Origin of the sequence: Novispirillum itersonii subsp. itersonii ATCC 12639 (genome assembly GCF_000381985.1) — a bacterium.
In the GTDB taxonomy this organism is placed as follows: domain Bacteria; phylum Pseudomonadota; class Alphaproteobacteria; order Rhodospirillales; family Rhodospirillaceae; genus Novispirillum; species Novispirillum itersonii.
In genome coordinates this window covers 11,862-27,548 of sequence record NZ_KB907354.1, presented here as the reverse complement: position 1 = coordinate 27,548, position 15,687 = coordinate 11,862, and the positions used below count along the sequence as shown (strand labels likewise).

Annotated in this window: 20 protein-coding genes; 4 read left to right on the top strand and 16 right to left on the bottom strand. The window is 65.2% G+C overall.

Annotated features, from left to right (window positions below; translation table 11 throughout):
- Window positions 1-13 precede the first annotated feature (13 nt).
- From G365_RS23260 to G365_RS0118075, 15 genes are all read right to left on the bottom strand, one after another.
- Window positions 14-1,429 carry a phage tail protein gene (locus G365_RS23260; RefSeq protein WP_019646964.1) on the bottom strand — a complete coding sequence of 472 codons (1,416 nt, stop codon included), beginning with the start codon at window positions 1,427-1,429 and terminating at the stop codon, window positions 14-16.
- A gap of 7 nt (window positions 1,430-1,436) precedes the next feature.
- Window positions 1,437-2,039: a phage tail protein I gene (locus G365_RS23255; RefSeq protein ID WP_019646963.1), complete on the bottom strand. Its 603-nt coding sequence runs from the start codon at window positions 2,037-2,039 to the stop codon at window positions 1,437-1,439.
- On the bottom strand, window positions 2,036-2,944 hold the full coding sequence (locus G365_RS0118135; RefSeq protein WP_019646962.1) for a baseplate assembly protein: 909 nt from the start codon (window positions 2,942-2,944) through the stop codon (window positions 2,036-2,038). Before G365_RS0118135 ends, G365_RS23255 begins: the two co-directional genes overlap by 4 nt.
- Window positions 2,934-3,290: a GPW/gp25 family protein gene (locus G365_RS0118130; RefSeq protein ID WP_019646961.1), complete on the bottom strand. Its 357-nt coding sequence runs from the start codon at window positions 3,288-3,290 to the stop codon at window positions 2,934-2,936. Before G365_RS0118130 ends, G365_RS0118135 begins: the two co-directional genes overlap by 11 nt.
- A 12-nt stretch (window positions 3,291-3,302) precedes the next feature.
- Window positions 3,303-3,956, bottom strand: a complete 654-nt coding sequence (locus G365_RS0118125; RefSeq protein WP_019646960.1) for a phage baseplate assembly protein V — start codon at window positions 3,954-3,956, stop codon at window positions 3,303-3,305.
- 62 nt (window positions 3,957-4,018) lie between these two features.
- Window positions 4,019-4,489 carry a phage virion morphogenesis protein gene (locus G365_RS0118120; protein ID WP_019646959.1) on the bottom strand — a complete coding sequence of 157 codons (471 nt, stop codon included), beginning with the start codon at window positions 4,487-4,489 and terminating at the stop codon, window positions 4,019-4,021.
- Window positions 4,486-4,941, bottom strand: coding sequence for a phage tail protein (locus G365_RS0118115; protein WP_019646958.1), 456 nt, complete (start codon window positions 4,939-4,941; stop codon window positions 4,486-4,488). The genes G365_RS0118120 and G365_RS0118115 overlap by 4 nt, the downstream gene beginning before the upstream one ends.
- On the bottom strand, window positions 4,932-5,390 hold the full coding sequence (locus tag G365_RS24250) for a lysis system i-spanin subunit Rz (RefSeq protein WP_019646957.1): 459 nt from the start codon (window positions 5,388-5,390) through the stop codon (window positions 4,932-4,934). Before G365_RS24250 ends, G365_RS0118115 begins: the two co-directional genes overlap by 10 nt.
- The gene (locus G365_RS22285) at window positions 5,390-5,854 is read right to left on the bottom strand and encodes a lysozyme (RefSeq protein ID WP_019646956.1); all 465 of its coding nucleotides are present in this window, start codon (window positions 5,852-5,854) and stop codon (window positions 5,390-5,392) included. Before G365_RS22285 ends, G365_RS24250 begins: the two co-directional genes overlap by 1 nt.
- Entirely contained in the window at window positions 5,851-6,057 is a 207-nt protein-coding gene (locus G365_RS0118100) for a holin (RefSeq protein ID WP_019646955.1), read from the bottom strand. Before G365_RS0118100 ends, G365_RS22285 begins: the two co-directional genes overlap by 4 nt.
- A 5-nt stretch (window positions 6,058-6,062) precedes the next feature.
- A complete protein-coding gene (locus tag G365_RS0118095; RefSeq protein WP_019646954.1) occupies window positions 6,063-6,269 on the bottom strand; it encodes a tail protein X in 207 nt (68 codons plus the stop codon).
- 1 nt (window position 6,270) lies between these two features.
- Window positions 6,271-6,726: a head completion/stabilization protein gene (locus G365_RS0118090; RefSeq protein ID WP_019646953.1), complete on the bottom strand. Its 456-nt coding sequence runs from the start codon at window positions 6,724-6,726 to the stop codon at window positions 6,271-6,273.
- 99 nt (window positions 6,727-6,825) lie between these two features.
- Window positions 6,826-7,560, bottom strand: coding sequence for a phage terminase small subunit (gpM, locus tag G365_RS22280; RefSeq protein WP_019646952.1), 735 nt, complete (start codon window positions 7,558-7,560; stop codon window positions 6,826-6,828).
- Complete coding sequence (locus tag G365_RS0118080; RefSeq protein ID WP_019646951.1) at window positions 7,560-8,570, bottom strand: phage major capsid protein, P2 family; 1,011 nt, start codon at window positions 8,568-8,570, stop codon at window positions 7,560-7,562. The genes gpM and G365_RS0118080 overlap by 1 nt, the downstream gene beginning before the upstream one ends.
- Window positions 8,571-8,615: 45 nt before the next feature.
- Window positions 8,616-9,377 (bottom strand): GPO family capsid scaffolding protein, encoded by a 762-nt coding sequence (locus G365_RS0118075; protein ID WP_019646950.1) that lies wholly within the window; start codon window positions 9,375-9,377, stop codon window positions 8,616-8,618.
- A gap of 158 nt (window positions 9,378-9,535) precedes the next feature.
- Between G365_RS0118075 and G365_RS0118070 the strand changes: the two genes are divergently transcribed.
- Both G365_RS0118070 and G365_RS0118065 read left to right on the top strand, forming a co-directional pair.
- Window positions 9,536-11,353: a terminase large subunit domain-containing protein gene (locus G365_RS0118070; RefSeq protein ID WP_019646949.1), complete on the top strand. Its 1,818-nt coding sequence runs from the start codon at window positions 9,536-9,538 to the stop codon at window positions 11,351-11,353.
- Window positions 11,350-12,312, top strand: a complete 963-nt coding sequence (locus G365_RS0118065) for a phage portal protein (protein WP_019646948.1) — start codon at window positions 11,350-11,352, stop codon at window positions 12,310-12,312. The genes G365_RS0118070 and G365_RS0118065 overlap by 4 nt, the downstream gene beginning before the upstream one ends.
- A gap of 60 nt (window positions 12,313-12,372) precedes the next feature.
- Here the strand turns inward: G365_RS0118065 and G365_RS0118060 are convergent, their stop codons facing one another.
- A complete protein-coding gene (locus G365_RS0118060) occupies window positions 12,373-13,173 on the bottom strand; it encodes a DNA adenine methylase (protein ID WP_019646947.1) in 801 nt (266 codons plus the stop codon).
- Window positions 13,174-14,294: 1,121 nt separating this feature from the next.
- Here G365_RS0118060 and G365_RS0118055 point away from each other — a divergent pair.
- Both G365_RS0118055 and G365_RS0118050 read left to right on the top strand, forming a co-directional pair.
- Entirely contained in the window at window positions 14,295-14,954 is a 660-nt protein-coding gene (locus G365_RS0118055; protein WP_169545195.1) for a helix-turn-helix domain-containing protein, read from the top strand.
- 65 nt (window positions 14,955-15,019) lie between these two features.
- A complete protein-coding gene (locus G365_RS0118050) occupies window positions 15,020-15,628 on the top strand; it encodes a DNA-binding protein (protein WP_169545193.1) in 609 nt (202 codons plus the stop codon).
- Window positions 15,629-15,687: the final 59 nt, after the last annotated feature.

Genomic DNA, 15,687 nt, shown 5'->3' with positions numbered 1-15,687 from the left:
TGGCCTCCTCCTATCAAGCCGAGACATCTATGGTCGCGCCGCAGTGGGTCTGCGTCCCGGATCCTAGCGAGCTGTACCAATCGCCGTGGTACGTCAGGCTGGCACCGTAACGGCTCACCGATCTGGTCAGCCGCCGCACCCCCCCCTGCATGTATGCGTCTACCCCCGAGAGCCAGCCAAACTCGCTGGCAACGACTGGCGTGCGAGCCCAGTTGTAGGTAAAATTAACCGTGTACGTGTAAGCGATAGCTTCCGGGATGTAGCCCGTGGCCTGCCCCGTCGCCTCCATATGAGCCATCAGCCTGTCGCTGTTAGAGAGCCGCGTGACGGTCGGCACGCCCCCGGCGGCACCGGTCACCACGCGGGCCAGCAGCACGTCGGTCTTGGTGGTGTCAAACCCGCCGCCGGATGCCGCGTTGGGGGTCCCCCTCTGGCTGGCCGGGATGGCATCGGTATCTGCGCCTCGCTGGGCGTAGATCAACAGTGCCCCCCCGTCGATGTGGGCGCGCAGATAGTATGTTGCCCCCACATCGAGCGGTTGGCTCGTCCAAGCTGAGGTGGTTGCTGTAACCATCCGACCGTGACCGGATCGCACCTCTTGCGCCATGACTATATCAACACCTGCCGGCACGCTGATGGCGCCGCCTGTGCCAGTCACGGCGGAGGGCGTGATGTTGATCCTACAGTCAGGCGTTACGACAGTCGGATACGGCACCGCTGCGAGTGGATAGATGCTGTCTGTCGCCAGTGCGTATACGCTGAGGTCAGGACGATCCTGCAGGGCATTATAAGATCCGCTCTTAGCCACATCGGCGAGGCCGAGACCATCCAGTGCAGCTTTGAGCCCGGCAGGATGGACCGCCACCGTCGCGAGCTGACCGCTGCCCGTCTCGGCAGCTGTGGCAAGGCGGGTAAAGCCCTTCGCCGTCTCCGTCGCGTCGGGGTGGCTGCGCCCGTTGGCGTGATCGCTGATCGCGGCAGAGACCGCCATCAGCGTGGCATAGGTGCCACTGTCCACGGTCAGGTCGATGACGGCGGCGTCGGACACGGCGATGCGGGCCAGCAGGTCGATGGTGTGGGTTTCTGCCGGGCCGCCCTTGTACAGGTCGCTCCGGCGGCACAGGGCCAGTGGCGTGCCATCGGCGGACAGGATCGCGGCTTCCCGGACGACAAACGGACCGGCAGTCACCGGCACCACCGCCTGAACCTCGACCAGCAGCGGGTTATCCGGGGCACGGCGAACGGTGGAGACCGGGCCGCGCCAGACTTCGTTTACAATGCCGGTGGCACTGGCTGGCGGCACCGTGCCGCCGCCGTCGCCCAGCACCAGCGTGGCGATGCCGATCGGGGTATTGCTGGCGATGGCGCTGGCAATCAGTGCCAGTCCGGCAGGAGTCATCCGCCAGCCGTAGGGGTCAGTTTCAGCCATCAGGTCCTCACAGGGTCACGCGGGATACGGTCAGCACTCCGGCACAGATGTCCGGGGTGGCGGCGGGGTCGGCGGCGGACGGGATCAGCGCCATTCCGGCGGCATGGTGATGCACCATCCGCACGCTGATACCGGCAAACAGGGGCGCGGCGGCGGCAGTTTCGGTCAGGGTCAGCGCGGCGAGGTGCGACCGCAGCGCCTTGGCGGAATCAATCACCCGGCGCAGCGTGGTCAGGTCGGAGGGGGCGAAGGCCGCGCCCGCAGCCGTCCGCAGGGCGAAGGTGCCGCGCGGCAACCCCGCCTGCCGCCAGCCGACATAGGTGCAAGGGAAGCCGTGGGCGGCCATGGCGCGGCGCACCGCGCCGACAGTGCCACGGGTGCGGTGGATGGCGGGCATAGCTGCCACCACCGCCCGCTGCCGGGCTTCCGGCCACGCCGGATCCCACACATCGACCTGCCGGGCCCACGCCAGCCACGGCAGCAGCGCCAGCGGACAGGTCTGCGGATCGTGCAGGGTGCGCAGTGGCACCGGCACCGTGCGGATGGCGGCGGACGCGGCTTCCAGCGCGAGTTGCAACGGAGTGGCGTTCGGGGGCAGGAGCGTGGTCATGGCAACAGCCCCACCCGCAGCGACTGGAGGGCCGGAAATTCCGTCCACCCGGTGTCGATATCGGCGGCAGGGCTGATCAGCCGGACCCGACGCACTCCAGCGACCCGCAGGGCTTTATAGACACCGTCCAGCGTCACCGGTTCCCCCAGCCGCCGCTGCGCGGTGGCATAGGCGGCGGCGGACGCCTCTGAGGCAGCGCGGACCACCTCGCGGTCAGGGCCGGGGCTGACTTCCAGATCGGCGTCGATGCTGTAGGGCACCGGCTGGGCTGACACCACGGTCAGCTCCTCCGATGTCGGGCGGCGGTCCTCGTCTGACAGCGCCGCCAGCACCGTGTCCAACAGCGAGGCGTCAGCGGTGCCGTCCGGCGCGGTGGACATGATCACCACCACCACCTCGCACGGTGCCGGGCTGTCGGCATCGGCATCGGCGACAAGCGGCGAGGCGCTTAGCGCGTGATAAATGTAGCTGCGGCGGGGTCCGGCCGTAGACAGCCGCGACCACGACAGCTGCACCCGCCGCCGCAGCCGGTCATCGGATTCGAGTACAGCCGGACGTGGCGGGACCGCCGTGGCATCGCCGGGATCAACCACCAGCCGCGCCACCTCGTGATTGGCGGCGAGGTGGGTCAAGTCAGTCTGCTGCGCATAGGCCAGCAGCAGGGCACGGGCGGCATCGTTGATGCGCTGACGCATCTGCAGCTCCACCTCGGACACCTGCTGGATGTCGATGACGGCGGCGTCGGCCTCATTGGTCGGATCCCAGTCCTGTCCGGGGTGGATCGCGACGAACTGCGCACGGTAGGCGGCGGCGTTGCGGTTGTAGATCTCTTCATAGGACAGGGGTTCCACCACCGTGGGGGCAGGCAGCGCCGACAGATCGATCAGATGGGCGCTATCCGTCATGATTCCCCCCGGATGCCAGCGGCAGCGTCAGGCGGACCGGTTCTCCGGTCTCGCGGTCCGTCAGGTCGAGGGAGAGGGCGGTCTGCCCGTCAAAAGCTGGTACCACCGCCGCGCCGTTGAACACCACCCGGTGTTCCCAGCGGGTGATGGCGTCGGCGGTGGCGGCGATGATCGCCAGCATTCCGGCGGCATTCGCCGGGCTGTCGACCAGATCCGGCAGCAGGGAGCCATAGTCGCGGCGGCGCACCCGGCTGCCGACCGGCGTGGTCAGGATCGTCACGACTGACTGGCTGATATCCTCCTGCCGGTTAAGCAGGCGTCCGGTATGGACGCAGACGGCGGCCATTGCTCCCTCCCGTCAGTGGCTGTGGTGGTTGGAGTTGACACCGCCACAGGTCAGGTTGCCGCTGACGTGCTGATTGCCGGTGACGGTGACATCGCCGATCACCTCCAGATCGCCGCGCAGGCGGAACGATCCGACCATTTCAGCGGCCCCGGCACCGGGTTGCGTGGCGTTCAGCAAAACAGATGGCGCGGTAAGGACCACTGATGAGGCAGAGGTGACGGTGACGGCACCGGCAGCGGTGACCGCGACCGGCCCCGCCGTGGTGGCGGTCAGGCTGGCGGCGGCATCGACGGTGACCGATCCCGGCGTGGTGACGGTCATCGCCTGAGCGGCGGCGTCGTAGCGGACGGTGGTGCCATCCTCCCAGCGGGTGACGGTGACGTCGGGGCCGGTTTCCGGCGGCGGCAGGGCGTCTGAATACAGGATGGCACCGATGACCGCCTGCGCCGGATCGCCGCCGGGGCACAGCACCACCACCTGCGTGCCCAGTCGCAGCGGGTGCCAGCCACGGGCGCGGTTGGTGATCTCCCCCGGTACCGGCAGCCAGTTGCCCGGCGGACGGTCGGCCACCGCCACGCGGACGCGGCTATGGTCGCCACTGACCTCGGCGATGGTGCCGATGCCGACGATATTTTCGATCAGGCGGTGGAGTTCGGTGCTGTTCATTGGGGCAGGATGCTGCCCGCCGCCGCCCCGCAGAAAGGCAACCGGGGTTGAAACTGCTGATTTCAACCCGTCAGGCCGCTCAGGCTGCGACCGATAGCGGCGGTGACGACGGCGCGGATCGCGGCGGCGTCCTGATCCGACAGCCCCAGCAAGGGGCGCGCCGGGTACTGGACCTCTGGCCCGCCGGGGGCGACGCTGGCCACCGCCCCGGTGTGGTGGATCCACGCCAGCAGCCCGGCGCGACCGTTCCAGCCGATCGACACGCCACTGGCCAGCGCCTGCACCTGCAGCACCCGCTGTGACCGCAGGCCGGTCAGCATCGCGGTCCGCTGGCGGATACCTGTCGGTTCGCGGCGCGGTTTCCGGGGCTCCCACGGGGTGCCGTCCGGGGCTTGCTGTGCCTCCAGCCGCGCGGACAGCGACCGGCGGAGAATCCGCCCGATATCCACCGCCAGACGGCGGCGGGCCGGATCAGACAGTCTGGCCAGCATCTGGCGGATGCCCGGCTCCAGATCATCCTGCAGGATCGTCATGGGGAGGCGTCGGTCAGCGTGACGGGCAGACCAAGAGAGGCTGCAAGCCAGCCGGGGGACTGCACATCCCGCACCGGCAGCGGCGCGAGGCGGGTGCCGTCTGGATCAGCGCGGAGCGTCTGATATTCGGTCAGCGCGACGTGGATCATCACGTCGCACCCCGCCGTCTCGCCGCCGAGGAAATCGACATCGAAGGTAAGGGCGTCCTCTTTCGCCGCCGGAGCGGCGCGGTGCAGCCAGTCGGTGACCAGATACAGCAGGTCGGCGGGGTCCCCGCCAAACCCGGTAACGATCACCTCCAGCGTATAGTCCAGCCGGAAATGGCCGTTGTTCGGCATCCGGGCGCTGGACAGCCGGCCTTTTTGGATCAGCACCGCCAGCTGGTCCGCCCGCAGCGCCAGCGGCCCGGTCAGCAGGGCGGTGCGCAGGGTGGCGGGGTGGCTCAGCGGCATGTCCCGGCCTCCTGCCACCAGCGCAGCTGCGCTTCCATCCGCGTCAGTTGGTCGCGGAGGGTGTAATAAGCCTCCCGAGCGTCTCCGGCCAGTTCGGGGGCGGTGTCATCACCCACGCCGGAGGGCGCGGCGGATCCGGGCACAGCGGCGGCGGCTGGACAGGTGGCGCGGACGCGCAGCCTGACAGCACCAGCAGCGACAGACAGGCGCAGACGGTTGATTTCATCGGTAGCCTCCAGCAAGGCGGTAGTGTGGCGGGTGTCGGCCTCGGCCAGACGGCGGGCCGTCGCCTCCACCTGAGCCCGGGCGGCGGCGACAGCCTCATCCAGCGCGGTGTCATAGGCGGCGATCAGGTCGGCCTGCCGGGCATTCAGCCGCCAGCCGTTGACGGTCCAGCCAGCGGTAAACCCGCCCATCAGCAGGGCGGCGAGGAGGATCAGGCGCGGCATCAGGAGGGATCTCCGGCGAGGGCGGTTTCGCACAGGGCGCGTTCGGTGGCGCGGCGGTTGGCCAGCCCCTGCACATGGACCCCATAGGCATAGGTCCAGCGGCTGATTTCAGCACAGGCCCCCGGCAGGTCCCCGGCCTTCGCCTTGCGGGCCAGCGTCGACCCGCAAAACGCCCCGCCACCGATGTTGTAGGCCAGCGAGGTAAACGCCGCCTCGACCGGTGGCGGCAGATCCTCCCCGGCGCAGCGGCGCACGGTGGCGGCAAACACCCGGACACGGCGGTCGAGCTTGGCCTGACACTCCGCCAGCGTGGCGGTGTCGCCCATACGGACGCCCTCGGTTTCGCCGTAACAAATGGTGGGCGTCACCGGGTCGAGGTAGGCGGTCAGCCGCAGCCCTTCAGCCCCGGCGATCAGGCCGGTGGCCAGTGCCACGGCAGCGGCCCCACGCTGGACCGGGGTCATGACGGGTCCCCGTCGCCGGGCAGACCGGCGGCGCGGGCCTTCAGCCGATACTCGGCGCGCCGATAATACCAGTTGATCAGGGCGGTCAGCACCGCCACAGCCAGACCACCCAGCGCGGCCAGCTCGTTGACCGACAGGCCGAACCCGGCGACCGACAGTCCGGTCACGTAGGTGGCGGGGGAGGCGTATTTCAGGTGGTCCATGCTGGTCAGTCCCACAGGGTGGTGCGTGGCAGGGTGACGGTGGCCGGGGCATCGGGGATCACCACCGGCGTGCCCATCGGTAAAAACAGCCCCAGATCGGCGAGGCCGGGATTGGCGGCAAACACCGCGTCGGTCAGGGCGCTGGATCCGGTGACGCGCCAGACCAGTGCGTCGACGGTTTCGCCCTGCCATGCGGTGACGGTGCGCGGCATTTTACAGGGCCTCCACCACCACCCGGCCCCCGCTGGTCAGGGCGCGGAGGGCCTGCGCGTGGATGGCCAGCCATGTGTCGGCGGTCTGGCGCAGGGCATCGCTGCGGTCGAGGCCGTCCTTGGTGGCATCGTGGTCAGGGCGGAGGCCGAGCAGCCGGGCCCGCGCCAGTGCAAACACCGCCCGCCGCCAGTGGAGGACGGCGGCGCTGTCGTTGCCCAGCTGCGGACCCGGCACCCCGGCCAGCGACGCGGCGGTCTGCCCGGCCCGCCACGCCGCCACGCCAGCCATGCACTCCAGCATCGCGCCGGAGAGCGTCTCGCGGATCAGGTCCGGGCTGAATCCCACCCCCAGACCGGTGGTAGCGGCAAAGTCGGCCACGGGCAGGTCGGGATACCAGCCGTCACCGGGGATAACCCCGGACAGCGACGGGGGGGCGGATGGGATAAAGCTGTTCATCACGGCCTGCTGAAAAAGGGGGGAACGGCAACGGTGGGGGAGAGATATCTGCAAGCAGGTCACTCGCCCCCGCGCCGTCGCCGTTCGGGGGGGACCTCGTTATGCGCCCGGATCAGCGGGGGGATCTTCCCCCGTCTCCGGCTCGGGATTATCAGGCGGCGGGGTAGCCAGCGCCTTCTGGAGGGCCTTGATATCGCCCTTCACCCCGCAAGACGGGTTGAGGGTGTTGGCCTGTTCCAGATGCGCCAGCGCCCGGGCCGGATCGGTGTCAGCCCGCAGCCGCCCGGCGGCCTTGTGGGCCTTGGCGCGGATTTCGTCGGCCATGTCGACGTCGGCAACCAGCGCCAGCGCCTCCTCCAGCGGGGCGATCAGATCGGGGTCGGCCGCCCCGGCGGTGATGCCGCCGAGGGCGATTTCCGCCATCTCCTCAATCAGCACTTCCGGCAAGGTGCGCTTGAAGCCGATTCCATCCGGCAGGGCGATGCCATGGGCCATCGCCCAGCGGGCGATCTCCAGCGCCCCGGCAAAATCCCCGGTGTCGATGCGCCAGATGAAGATTTGCAGGACCACCGGATCAGGGACCGGCTGGTTTGCGGCCAGAACGCCGCTGACGTAGGCGGCATACTCCGGCAGAACCTTGCCCTTGTACGCCAGCTTGCGCTGCAGGCTTTTGGTCTGCTTCAGCTCGAACTGATGACTGGCCAGCAAGGCGGCAACCGGGGTGCGGTTGTCCCCGGCCACCGGACGGGCGGGGGGGACCCCGCCGGATCCGGCGGCTTCAGCCTGAAGCCGTGCCGAGGTTTCTTCATAATGACGGCGGATGGCGTGGCTCATCAGTGCCAGCCCCCCGCGCCATCGGGCACCAGAATGGTGTCGATCAAGGCGGCTGCGCCGTAATCCTCGACCACGTAATCGGTGTTCATCGAATTGAAAAACGCCATCCGGCTGCGTTGCGGCTGCTCCACCACAAAGCGGCGGATGCTGCCGGTCTGGGTGTAGATCGACAGGTTTTTCGTCGGGGTCAGCAGCAGGGAGCGCGACTTGAAATACGGCACCACCTTGGCCAGATGCCCACCGATCAGCTTCGACAGGCTGATGTTGTTCAGCGCCTCGATCTCGGTCGGGGTATTGGCCCGGTTGGTCAGGGCCAGATACTTTTCATCGACCAGCGCCGAACCGCAGATCACCCGCAGGGCCGGGGTCTGGTGCCAGTCGTCGATGCAGGTGCTGGTCAGCGCCTGCACGGCGGCGTCCAGATTCTTGAAATCGGCCCCGGCCTGATCGCCGATCTTCAGCGACGACAGCACCCGCTGCGGCGCATGGGTGCGGATCTTGTGCAGCCAGCCGGTGTTGACGTCCTGCAGCAGCGTGTTGGTGGCGCGGTTGGTGGTGACGGCGCGGCTGGTGCCGTTCCAGCCGATCATCAGCTGATCGCGGGCGATCTGGGCGTTGATACCGTTCCGAACCCGGAGCTGGAAATCCGGGAACTTCGCCCAAGTGTCGAGAGTGCTGTAGTTGAGGGCAGCGTCGAACTGGGTTTCCCAGCACTCATAGCCATCGCGGGTTAACCCATGGACCTCGGACGGATCGCGATCGGTGGCGGCGGTATCAACGCGACCGGCGATCGGGCGGGCCACGTCGAAGAACAGTTTATCGCCCTTCAGCTCATCGACACCGACGTAATTAATTTCGTTCAGGAATTCCGCGCTTTCGCGGATCCGGTCCAGCATCGTCTGCGCGACGGACGGCGCGACCGTGAAGGTATTGGACACAGAAGAGACGCCGTTCAGCGTTGCCAGATGGCTGGCGAAAGCGTTGAGCTTGGCCCGGGTACTGTTTTTCATGGAGTGGTCCTTAGGAAAGGGGGGAGGCGGGCAGCCCGGCGGGAATCAGCAGTCGGTCAGGGTCTCACCGGTGCCACCGGTGGCCTGCGGCCGGTCCGGGGTGTCCGAGGTTTTCGACAGCGTTTCGGTCAGGGTAGCCAGCTGGCCGGTCAGAGTGGTGACCGAGGCCTGCAGCGCGGCGAAGTCAGCGGCAGAGACCGCACCGTCCTTCAGCGCCTGCACCTCGGCGGCGACGGCTTCGACCGCCTTGTCAATATCGGCGCCCTTGCCCTTGGAAAACATCGACATAACCTTTTCATAGATGGAGGGTTTCGGATCGGCGGCAGCGGGGAAATCCGGGGCGTCCTCGACCGGCACGGAGAACAGGTTCTTCGCCCGGTCTACCGGCAGGCTGGCGCGGAAGGCGTTGAATTTCAGGCTTTCCGTTCCCAGCGAGGCCGGGGAATCCGTCATCGCCAGCCCGGCCAGATACGCGCCGCCGGTTGTCGGGAACGGCGTGGTGATCTCGATCGACCAATAGACCTTCTGACCATTTTTCAGCAAGGCGACGGCATCGTCGGTCAGGTCCAGTTCCGCCAGCAATACCCGGCTGCCGTTGGGGCCGTCCTCGGCTTTCAGCGCCAGCACGTCGCCATAGGCACGGAACGGACTGTCCGGCAGCAGGGAGCGGATATGCTCCATATTCACCCGCGCACCGTAGGTGGCCGGGTTATAGCTGGCGGCCATCTGGTTGATGTCGCCGGGGGTGATCTCCCGCCCGTCGATGGTTTTGCCGCTCTGAGCGACCCGGATAAATTTCGTCTTCATGCCTGTCCTTGTGGGGCCTGTGGGGGCGGGCAGCCGGTGAAAGAGGCTCTCAGGGTGTGGGAGCCATCCGCGCCCTGACCAGCGGACGAGAGTTGAAAGGGACAGTTTCAACTCTCGCCCCCACGACAAGATCCGCGCCGCGCCGACAGCTTGGGCGCATGAGCAACACGACGCAGACCCCGCCGTGGGACGAGACCACCACCGACAGCGACGACACCGACAGCCTGCGGCTGACGGCGCGGAACCTGTACTGGCAGGGATATAAGGCGGCGGAAATTGCACGTAAACTTACAATTCCGTATAGCACCGTAGCCACTTGGAAGACGCGGGAGAAATGGGCAGACGCCCCGATGGCGACCCGGCTGGCCGCTGTCACCGGCCACCGCCTGCTGCTGCTGATTGCCAAGCCGGACAAGACCGACCGCGATTACCGGGAAATCGACGAGCTGACCCGTGTGATGGAGCGGACCGCCCGCATCGAACACTACGGCCAGACCGGCAAGGAAAGCGACCTCAACCCCAATATCAAAAAGCGGAACGAGGGCCGACGCCGCAAGCGGGAGGAGCAGGATAAAACCAAGAATCAGCTGACCGACGAGCAGATCGGGCAGCTGATCGAAGACTTCGAAAGCAACCTGTACACCTATCAGCAGACGTGGCTGGACGCCAAGCGGCACCGGATCCGTACCATTCTGAAGTCCCGCCAGATCGGGGCGACGTGGTATTTCGCCCGCGAGGCGTTCGTTGACGCCCTGAAGACCGGCGACAATCAGGTTTTCCTGTCAGCAAGTAAGGCGCAGGCGCTGGTGTTCCGTGCCTACATCGTCCAGTGGGTGCGCGACGTCACCGGGGTGGAGCTGAAGGGGACGCCGATCACCCTGCCCAATGGGGCGGAGCTGTATTTCCTCGGCACCAACATCCGCACCGCCCAGAGCTATCACGGCCACGTCTACCTCGACGAATTTGCGTGGATCGGGCGGTTTGCCGAATTCCGGAAGGTCGCCAGCGGCATGGCGACGCATTCCAAATGGCGGCAGACCTATTTCTCCACCCCGTCCGTCATCGGGCACGAAAGCTATGCTTTCTGGTCCGGCGAGCATTACAACAAAGGCCGCCCGAAGGATCAGCACATCACGCTGGACGTCAGCCACGCCGCCCTGCGCGACGGACGGGTGTGCGAGGACGGCCAGTGGCGGCAGATCGTCACCATCTACGACGCCCTGGGCGGCGGCTGCAGCCTGTTCGATATCGATCAGCTGCGGAAAGAGTACAACGATCAGGATTTTGCCAACCTGTTCAGCTGCGAATGGGTGGACGACACCAGCTCGTTCTTCACCTTCGCCGAGCTGCAGGCCGGGATGGTCGACCCGGACACCGACTGGACGGATGTTGACCGCTACGCCGCCGCGCCCTACGGCGGGCCCGTCTGGATTGGCTACGACCCGGCGCTGTCGCAGGATTCCGCCGCCGTCGTGGTGGTCGCCCCGCCGCATGGCGACTGCAAAAAGTACCGGCTGCTCGATAAACTGTCGTTCCGGGGTGTCGACTTTGCGGCGCAGGCGGCAGCGATCCTGACCCTGACCCAGCGGTACCGGGTGGAGCATATCGGCATGGACTGCTCCACCATCGGGGCCGGGGTCTTGGAAATCGTCCGGGGCTTTTTCCCGCAGGTGGTGGGCCGTTCCTACAGCGTTGAGATCAAGACCGGGTTGGTCCTGAAGGCCAAGCAGATCCTCGGCAAAGGGCTGTTCGAATATGACGCGGCCGCCACCGATGTGGTGACGGCGTTCCTGCAAATCCGCAAGGGGGCCACCGCCAGCGGGCGGCAGGCGACCTTCAGCGCCGGGCGCAGCAAGGAAGCCGGGCACGCCGATGTGGCGTGGGCGATCATGCACGCCTTTGACCGCCTGACCTTCAACGATTTCGCCGACGGCGCCAGCCAGAAGCGCGTGTCTTTCATGGAGATTCACGGATGACCAGCTCTTTGCCGGTTGAGGCGTTTACCTTTGGCGACCCGGTTCCGGTGCTGGACGGGCGAGACATCGTCAGCCTGCTGGAGACGACGTGGACCGGCCAATGGTACGAGCCGCCGGTATCCTATCACGGGCTGGCCAAGCTGCTGGACGCCAGCCCGCATCACGGATCGGCGATCCGGCTGAAGGCGCGGCTACTGGCCAGCCTGTTCCCCGGCCATCCGCTGCTGTCGCAGGCGGATTTCCGGGCGATTGCGCTGGATTATCTGGTCTTCGGCACGGCGGCGGTGGAGGTGGTGCCGTCCCGTCTGGGCCGGGTGATGGCTCTGCGGCGATCCCCGGCGCTGTGGACCCGCGTCGGGCGGGACGGCGCGGCGTTTTTCCTGTCGGCAGATGGCGGGCAGGCCCACGCATTCCGCCCGGGCACGCTGCGCCTGATCACTGAGCCGGACGTGCGGCAGGAAATTTACGGTCTTCCGACCTATCTGGCGGCGATCCAGTCGATCCTGCTGGCCGAGAACGCGACGCTGTTCCGGCGGCGGTACTACATCAACGGCTCGCACGCCGGGTACATCCTGTACCTGACCGATGCCGCGCACACGCCGGAGGATATCGACCGGCTGCGGGAAGCTCTAAAGAACGCCAAGGGCCCGGGGAATTTCCGAAATCTGTTTATGTACGCGCCGAACGGCAAGCCGGACGGGCTGAAAGTGATCCCGGTGGCCGATGCCATGGCGAAAGACGAATTCGTCGGGATCAAGACCGTCACCCGCGACGACACGCTGGCGGTCCACCGCGTTCCGCCCCAGCTGCTGGGGATCGTGCCCAGCAACGCCGGGGGGTTTGGGGATATCAGCAAAGCGCGGGAGACGTTCATCGACAACGAGATCAAGCCGCTGTTTGCGGATTTTCAGGCGCTGAATGAGTGGGCGGGGGTGGAGGTGATTTCCACCACACTCTGACCAGCCCAGTAAAAGGGAACAGCCCCGGACCATGTGCCGGGGCTGTTCCCTTTTTGGGGATCAGGCGTTGGAGATCAGCACCTCCCCGGCGATGGTGTTGCTGTTCTTCCGCAAGGAATAGCGGGTTTCAACCGCGTCGACACGGAAAGCGGCGAAGATCTCCCTGACCTCCGGCGTGTCGTTCAGGCTCATGATGAACCGGCCCTTGATACCGGTCAGCAGACCGGCGAGGCGGGTGAAATCCTCCCGGCTGAACACCCCGTCACCGTAATAGTCTTCGCAGCGATAGTAGGGCGGATCCAGATAAAACAGGGTGTGGTCGCGGTCATAGCGGGCGATGGCCTCCTGATAGGGGAGGTTTTCAATCACCACTCCGGCCAGCCGGGTGTGCAGGTCATCCAGCATCGGAACCAGCCGGGTCAGGTTGAAGCGCGATCCGTGATCGGTCGCCAGCCCGAAGGTGCGGCCCTTAACCTTCCCGCCGAAAGACACCCGCTGGAGGTAGAGGAACCGCGCCGCCCGCTCGAAATCGGTCAGGGTGGTGGGGTCGGTCGCCTGTAGCCGTTCAAACTCCCGGCGGCTGGCCAGAGTGAAGCGCAGGAAATCCACAAAATACGAATAGTGCCGTTGCAGCACGCGGAACAGGGTCACCACGTCGCCGCTGATGTCGTTGATGACCTCCGTCCGCGCCGGAACCGGGCGGCGCAGGAACACGCCCCCCATCCCGACGAACGGTTCAACGTACAGGCTGTGGGGGATTTCGTTGATGCGCTCGATGATCCGCTTGGCCAGCAGGCGCTTGCCTCCGACATACGGGGCAACCGGAACAGCCTGCACACGCGGAATAAGAATTGACTCCATTGCATACATCCTCTAGGAGTCCCCGCGCTGTGATCGCAGCTTGCGGGGCGGTTCTACCGTGGCAGGGGTTCCTCCTGTCGTTCCGGGTGTTCCACCACCCGGAACCCCGCTTCGCACACCACAGCCCGGCGTGACAGCGCCGCTGGGTTGATAGTTGGTGTTCCAACCTCAACCGCGCCCAGACCGCCACCAGCCCGCAAACAATCGCAGTCTCCCCCCACCACACCTGCGGTCAAAGTGTGTGGGTTTCTCTTCATGCCGAGGTTGCTTGCAACTGGCGCAGGGCGTGGCTTAGGAGCGGGTTCTGCGGTCTCTGGCATCTACGCAAATCGACGAGCAGGAATTAGAGACCAGTACACTGGTGGCGGTGCGGCGCTGTAGACCAGCTGCGCCCGATGGGCGACGCATCGCGGTTACATCAGTTGCAGCCTATTAGATTGGAAACTAACCAATTGATATTAAATTGTTTTTTTGTAACTCGCGACTGGTTACAAACGGTTTCATGTGCGGTTACATTATTTAAGTGTTTGAAATTTAATCGTTTTTTCAGCGCGGCCCGTAACCGTAAAAATGGTTACACCGTAACCATTTTGTGACCAGATCATAGCGTTCTTAATTGCTAAAAAATTATTATATATCAACGTTATGAGATGAAATATGTATCTGTAACCGATGTAACCGCTTTCCGATGGTCGTTTTTAAATCGGGGATGTTTTTGTTGACTGAAAAAATAAACCCCGCCAGATTGCTCGGCAGGCTTGATAGGGACCCGCAGGTTAAGCGCTGATGCTGACCGGTGAGGTTACATTCTGGTAGCGGCGGTTGCGTGCCCCCGCAACCAACGACCGCTTCATGTGTCAGAATAAGATTCTGGATACATGAGGCGGTTTCGCGTGTCCAGCGAAAAAATGGAGCGGCTACCGTCCCAGATAGGAGGCGGCGCTCTAACGTCCTGATCCCCAAAAAAAGAAACCTCGCAGTTGGCGCTGCGAGGCTTCGTGGAAAGTGCAGAACACTCCCCGGACTGTAGTGGGATTATTCTGCGCTGACGCCCCCGCTTTGTCAAGTCAAATGGGGCGTTCGGACAGTAAAAGCCCTGAACAGATATGCAGGTTGTGCAAATGATGGACCGGCCCCGCGCCGGTTTTGCCCGTCGGGCAGAAGCATTTGATACCCTTGTCAAAAATACTCGCAATGCCCGCTGTAGTGGCGTGACTACCGCCCGTGTCGTTTCCCTGATCCTTTCGGGGGTGCGAATCGTTACCCCGGACTTGAGCCTCGGGGCCGGTTTCTTGCTGGCGCGGCTGTGCGAATACGTCTTTGATGCCGCCCGCTGGTCGTCGGGGGATCTGACGGTCACCCCCGGAAATGCATCTTTGGCAGCCTCGCTGCGGGTATCACCCCGGCAGGTATCGCGCTTTTTGCGTGAGCTGGAAGACGTCGGGTGGATCATCCGGCGGTACAATGGCCTCAACCGGAGGTCAATTTCCGGCGGCATTGATCTGCGTCCGGTGGCGGCGCGGGTGGAGCAACTGCGGCAGGCGGTTGCCGCCGTGAAGGCCGAACTGGCCTCCCGGTATGCCGAGGCCGACGAAACCGCCGGGTCCGAAACAGAAGCCGAACCAGTGACTTATCCACAGACGGATCTGTCAGGGGAGGGTGACCGATCTGTCACCCTGAAATACCTTACAAAGAAATCCAAACAAGATTCTGTACAGGCCGGGCAGGGGCAGGGTCAGTTCCCCCGGTCAAAAGGATTGCCCCATCCTCATCGGATTTAGACCTTGGGGGAAAGGGCCTGATTCGGTATCTGTTATGTCTTCCGGCTCTCCGAGGGGGCATGACGATGGCTAGAGTCACCTTTGATGCAATCGCTGCTGCTGCGGACCGCATTATCGCGCGTGGGGACAAGCCAAGTGTGCGCAAAGTGCGCGAGGAACTTGGGGGAGGGTCCCCCAATGATATCCTGCCGCATCTTCAGAACTGGCGGGAAGGGCGCACGGGGCCCTCTGTCGAGGCCGGACCCTGCGAGATTCCCCCCAGACTGGAGCGTTATCTGGCAGAAATCAGCCAGGGGGTTCTTGGGGCTTTTATGGCCATCCTGCGGGAAGAGCGGCAGGAGCAGGGAACTGCCACACTTCAGACAGAATATGATGCCAAACGGTCAGGGCCGCCGGCTGCGCAGGTGACTGCCTTGCAGGCGGAGCGGGACGCCCTTTTGAGGGAGATGAAAGACCTGCGGCAGGCGCTGCTGAAAGCGGAAGCTCGTGCGCAGGACGCCGAGGCGGCCGTGCAGCGCCTGCAGAGCGAGATGGCCAGACAGATGATGCAGTTACAGGCAGCCCACACTGCGGTGGATGCAGATCGCCGGGATCAGATGGTGCGGCTGGAAGCGAAGCTGGCGGCGGCCCGGCAGGAGTTGCGGGCTGTGAAAGAGGGCGCTGGCGGACGTTAGAGTTTTTTTGATTAACCGGTTTCCCCTCCGTCTGAAAATGCTTTAGAGGACACCGGAAA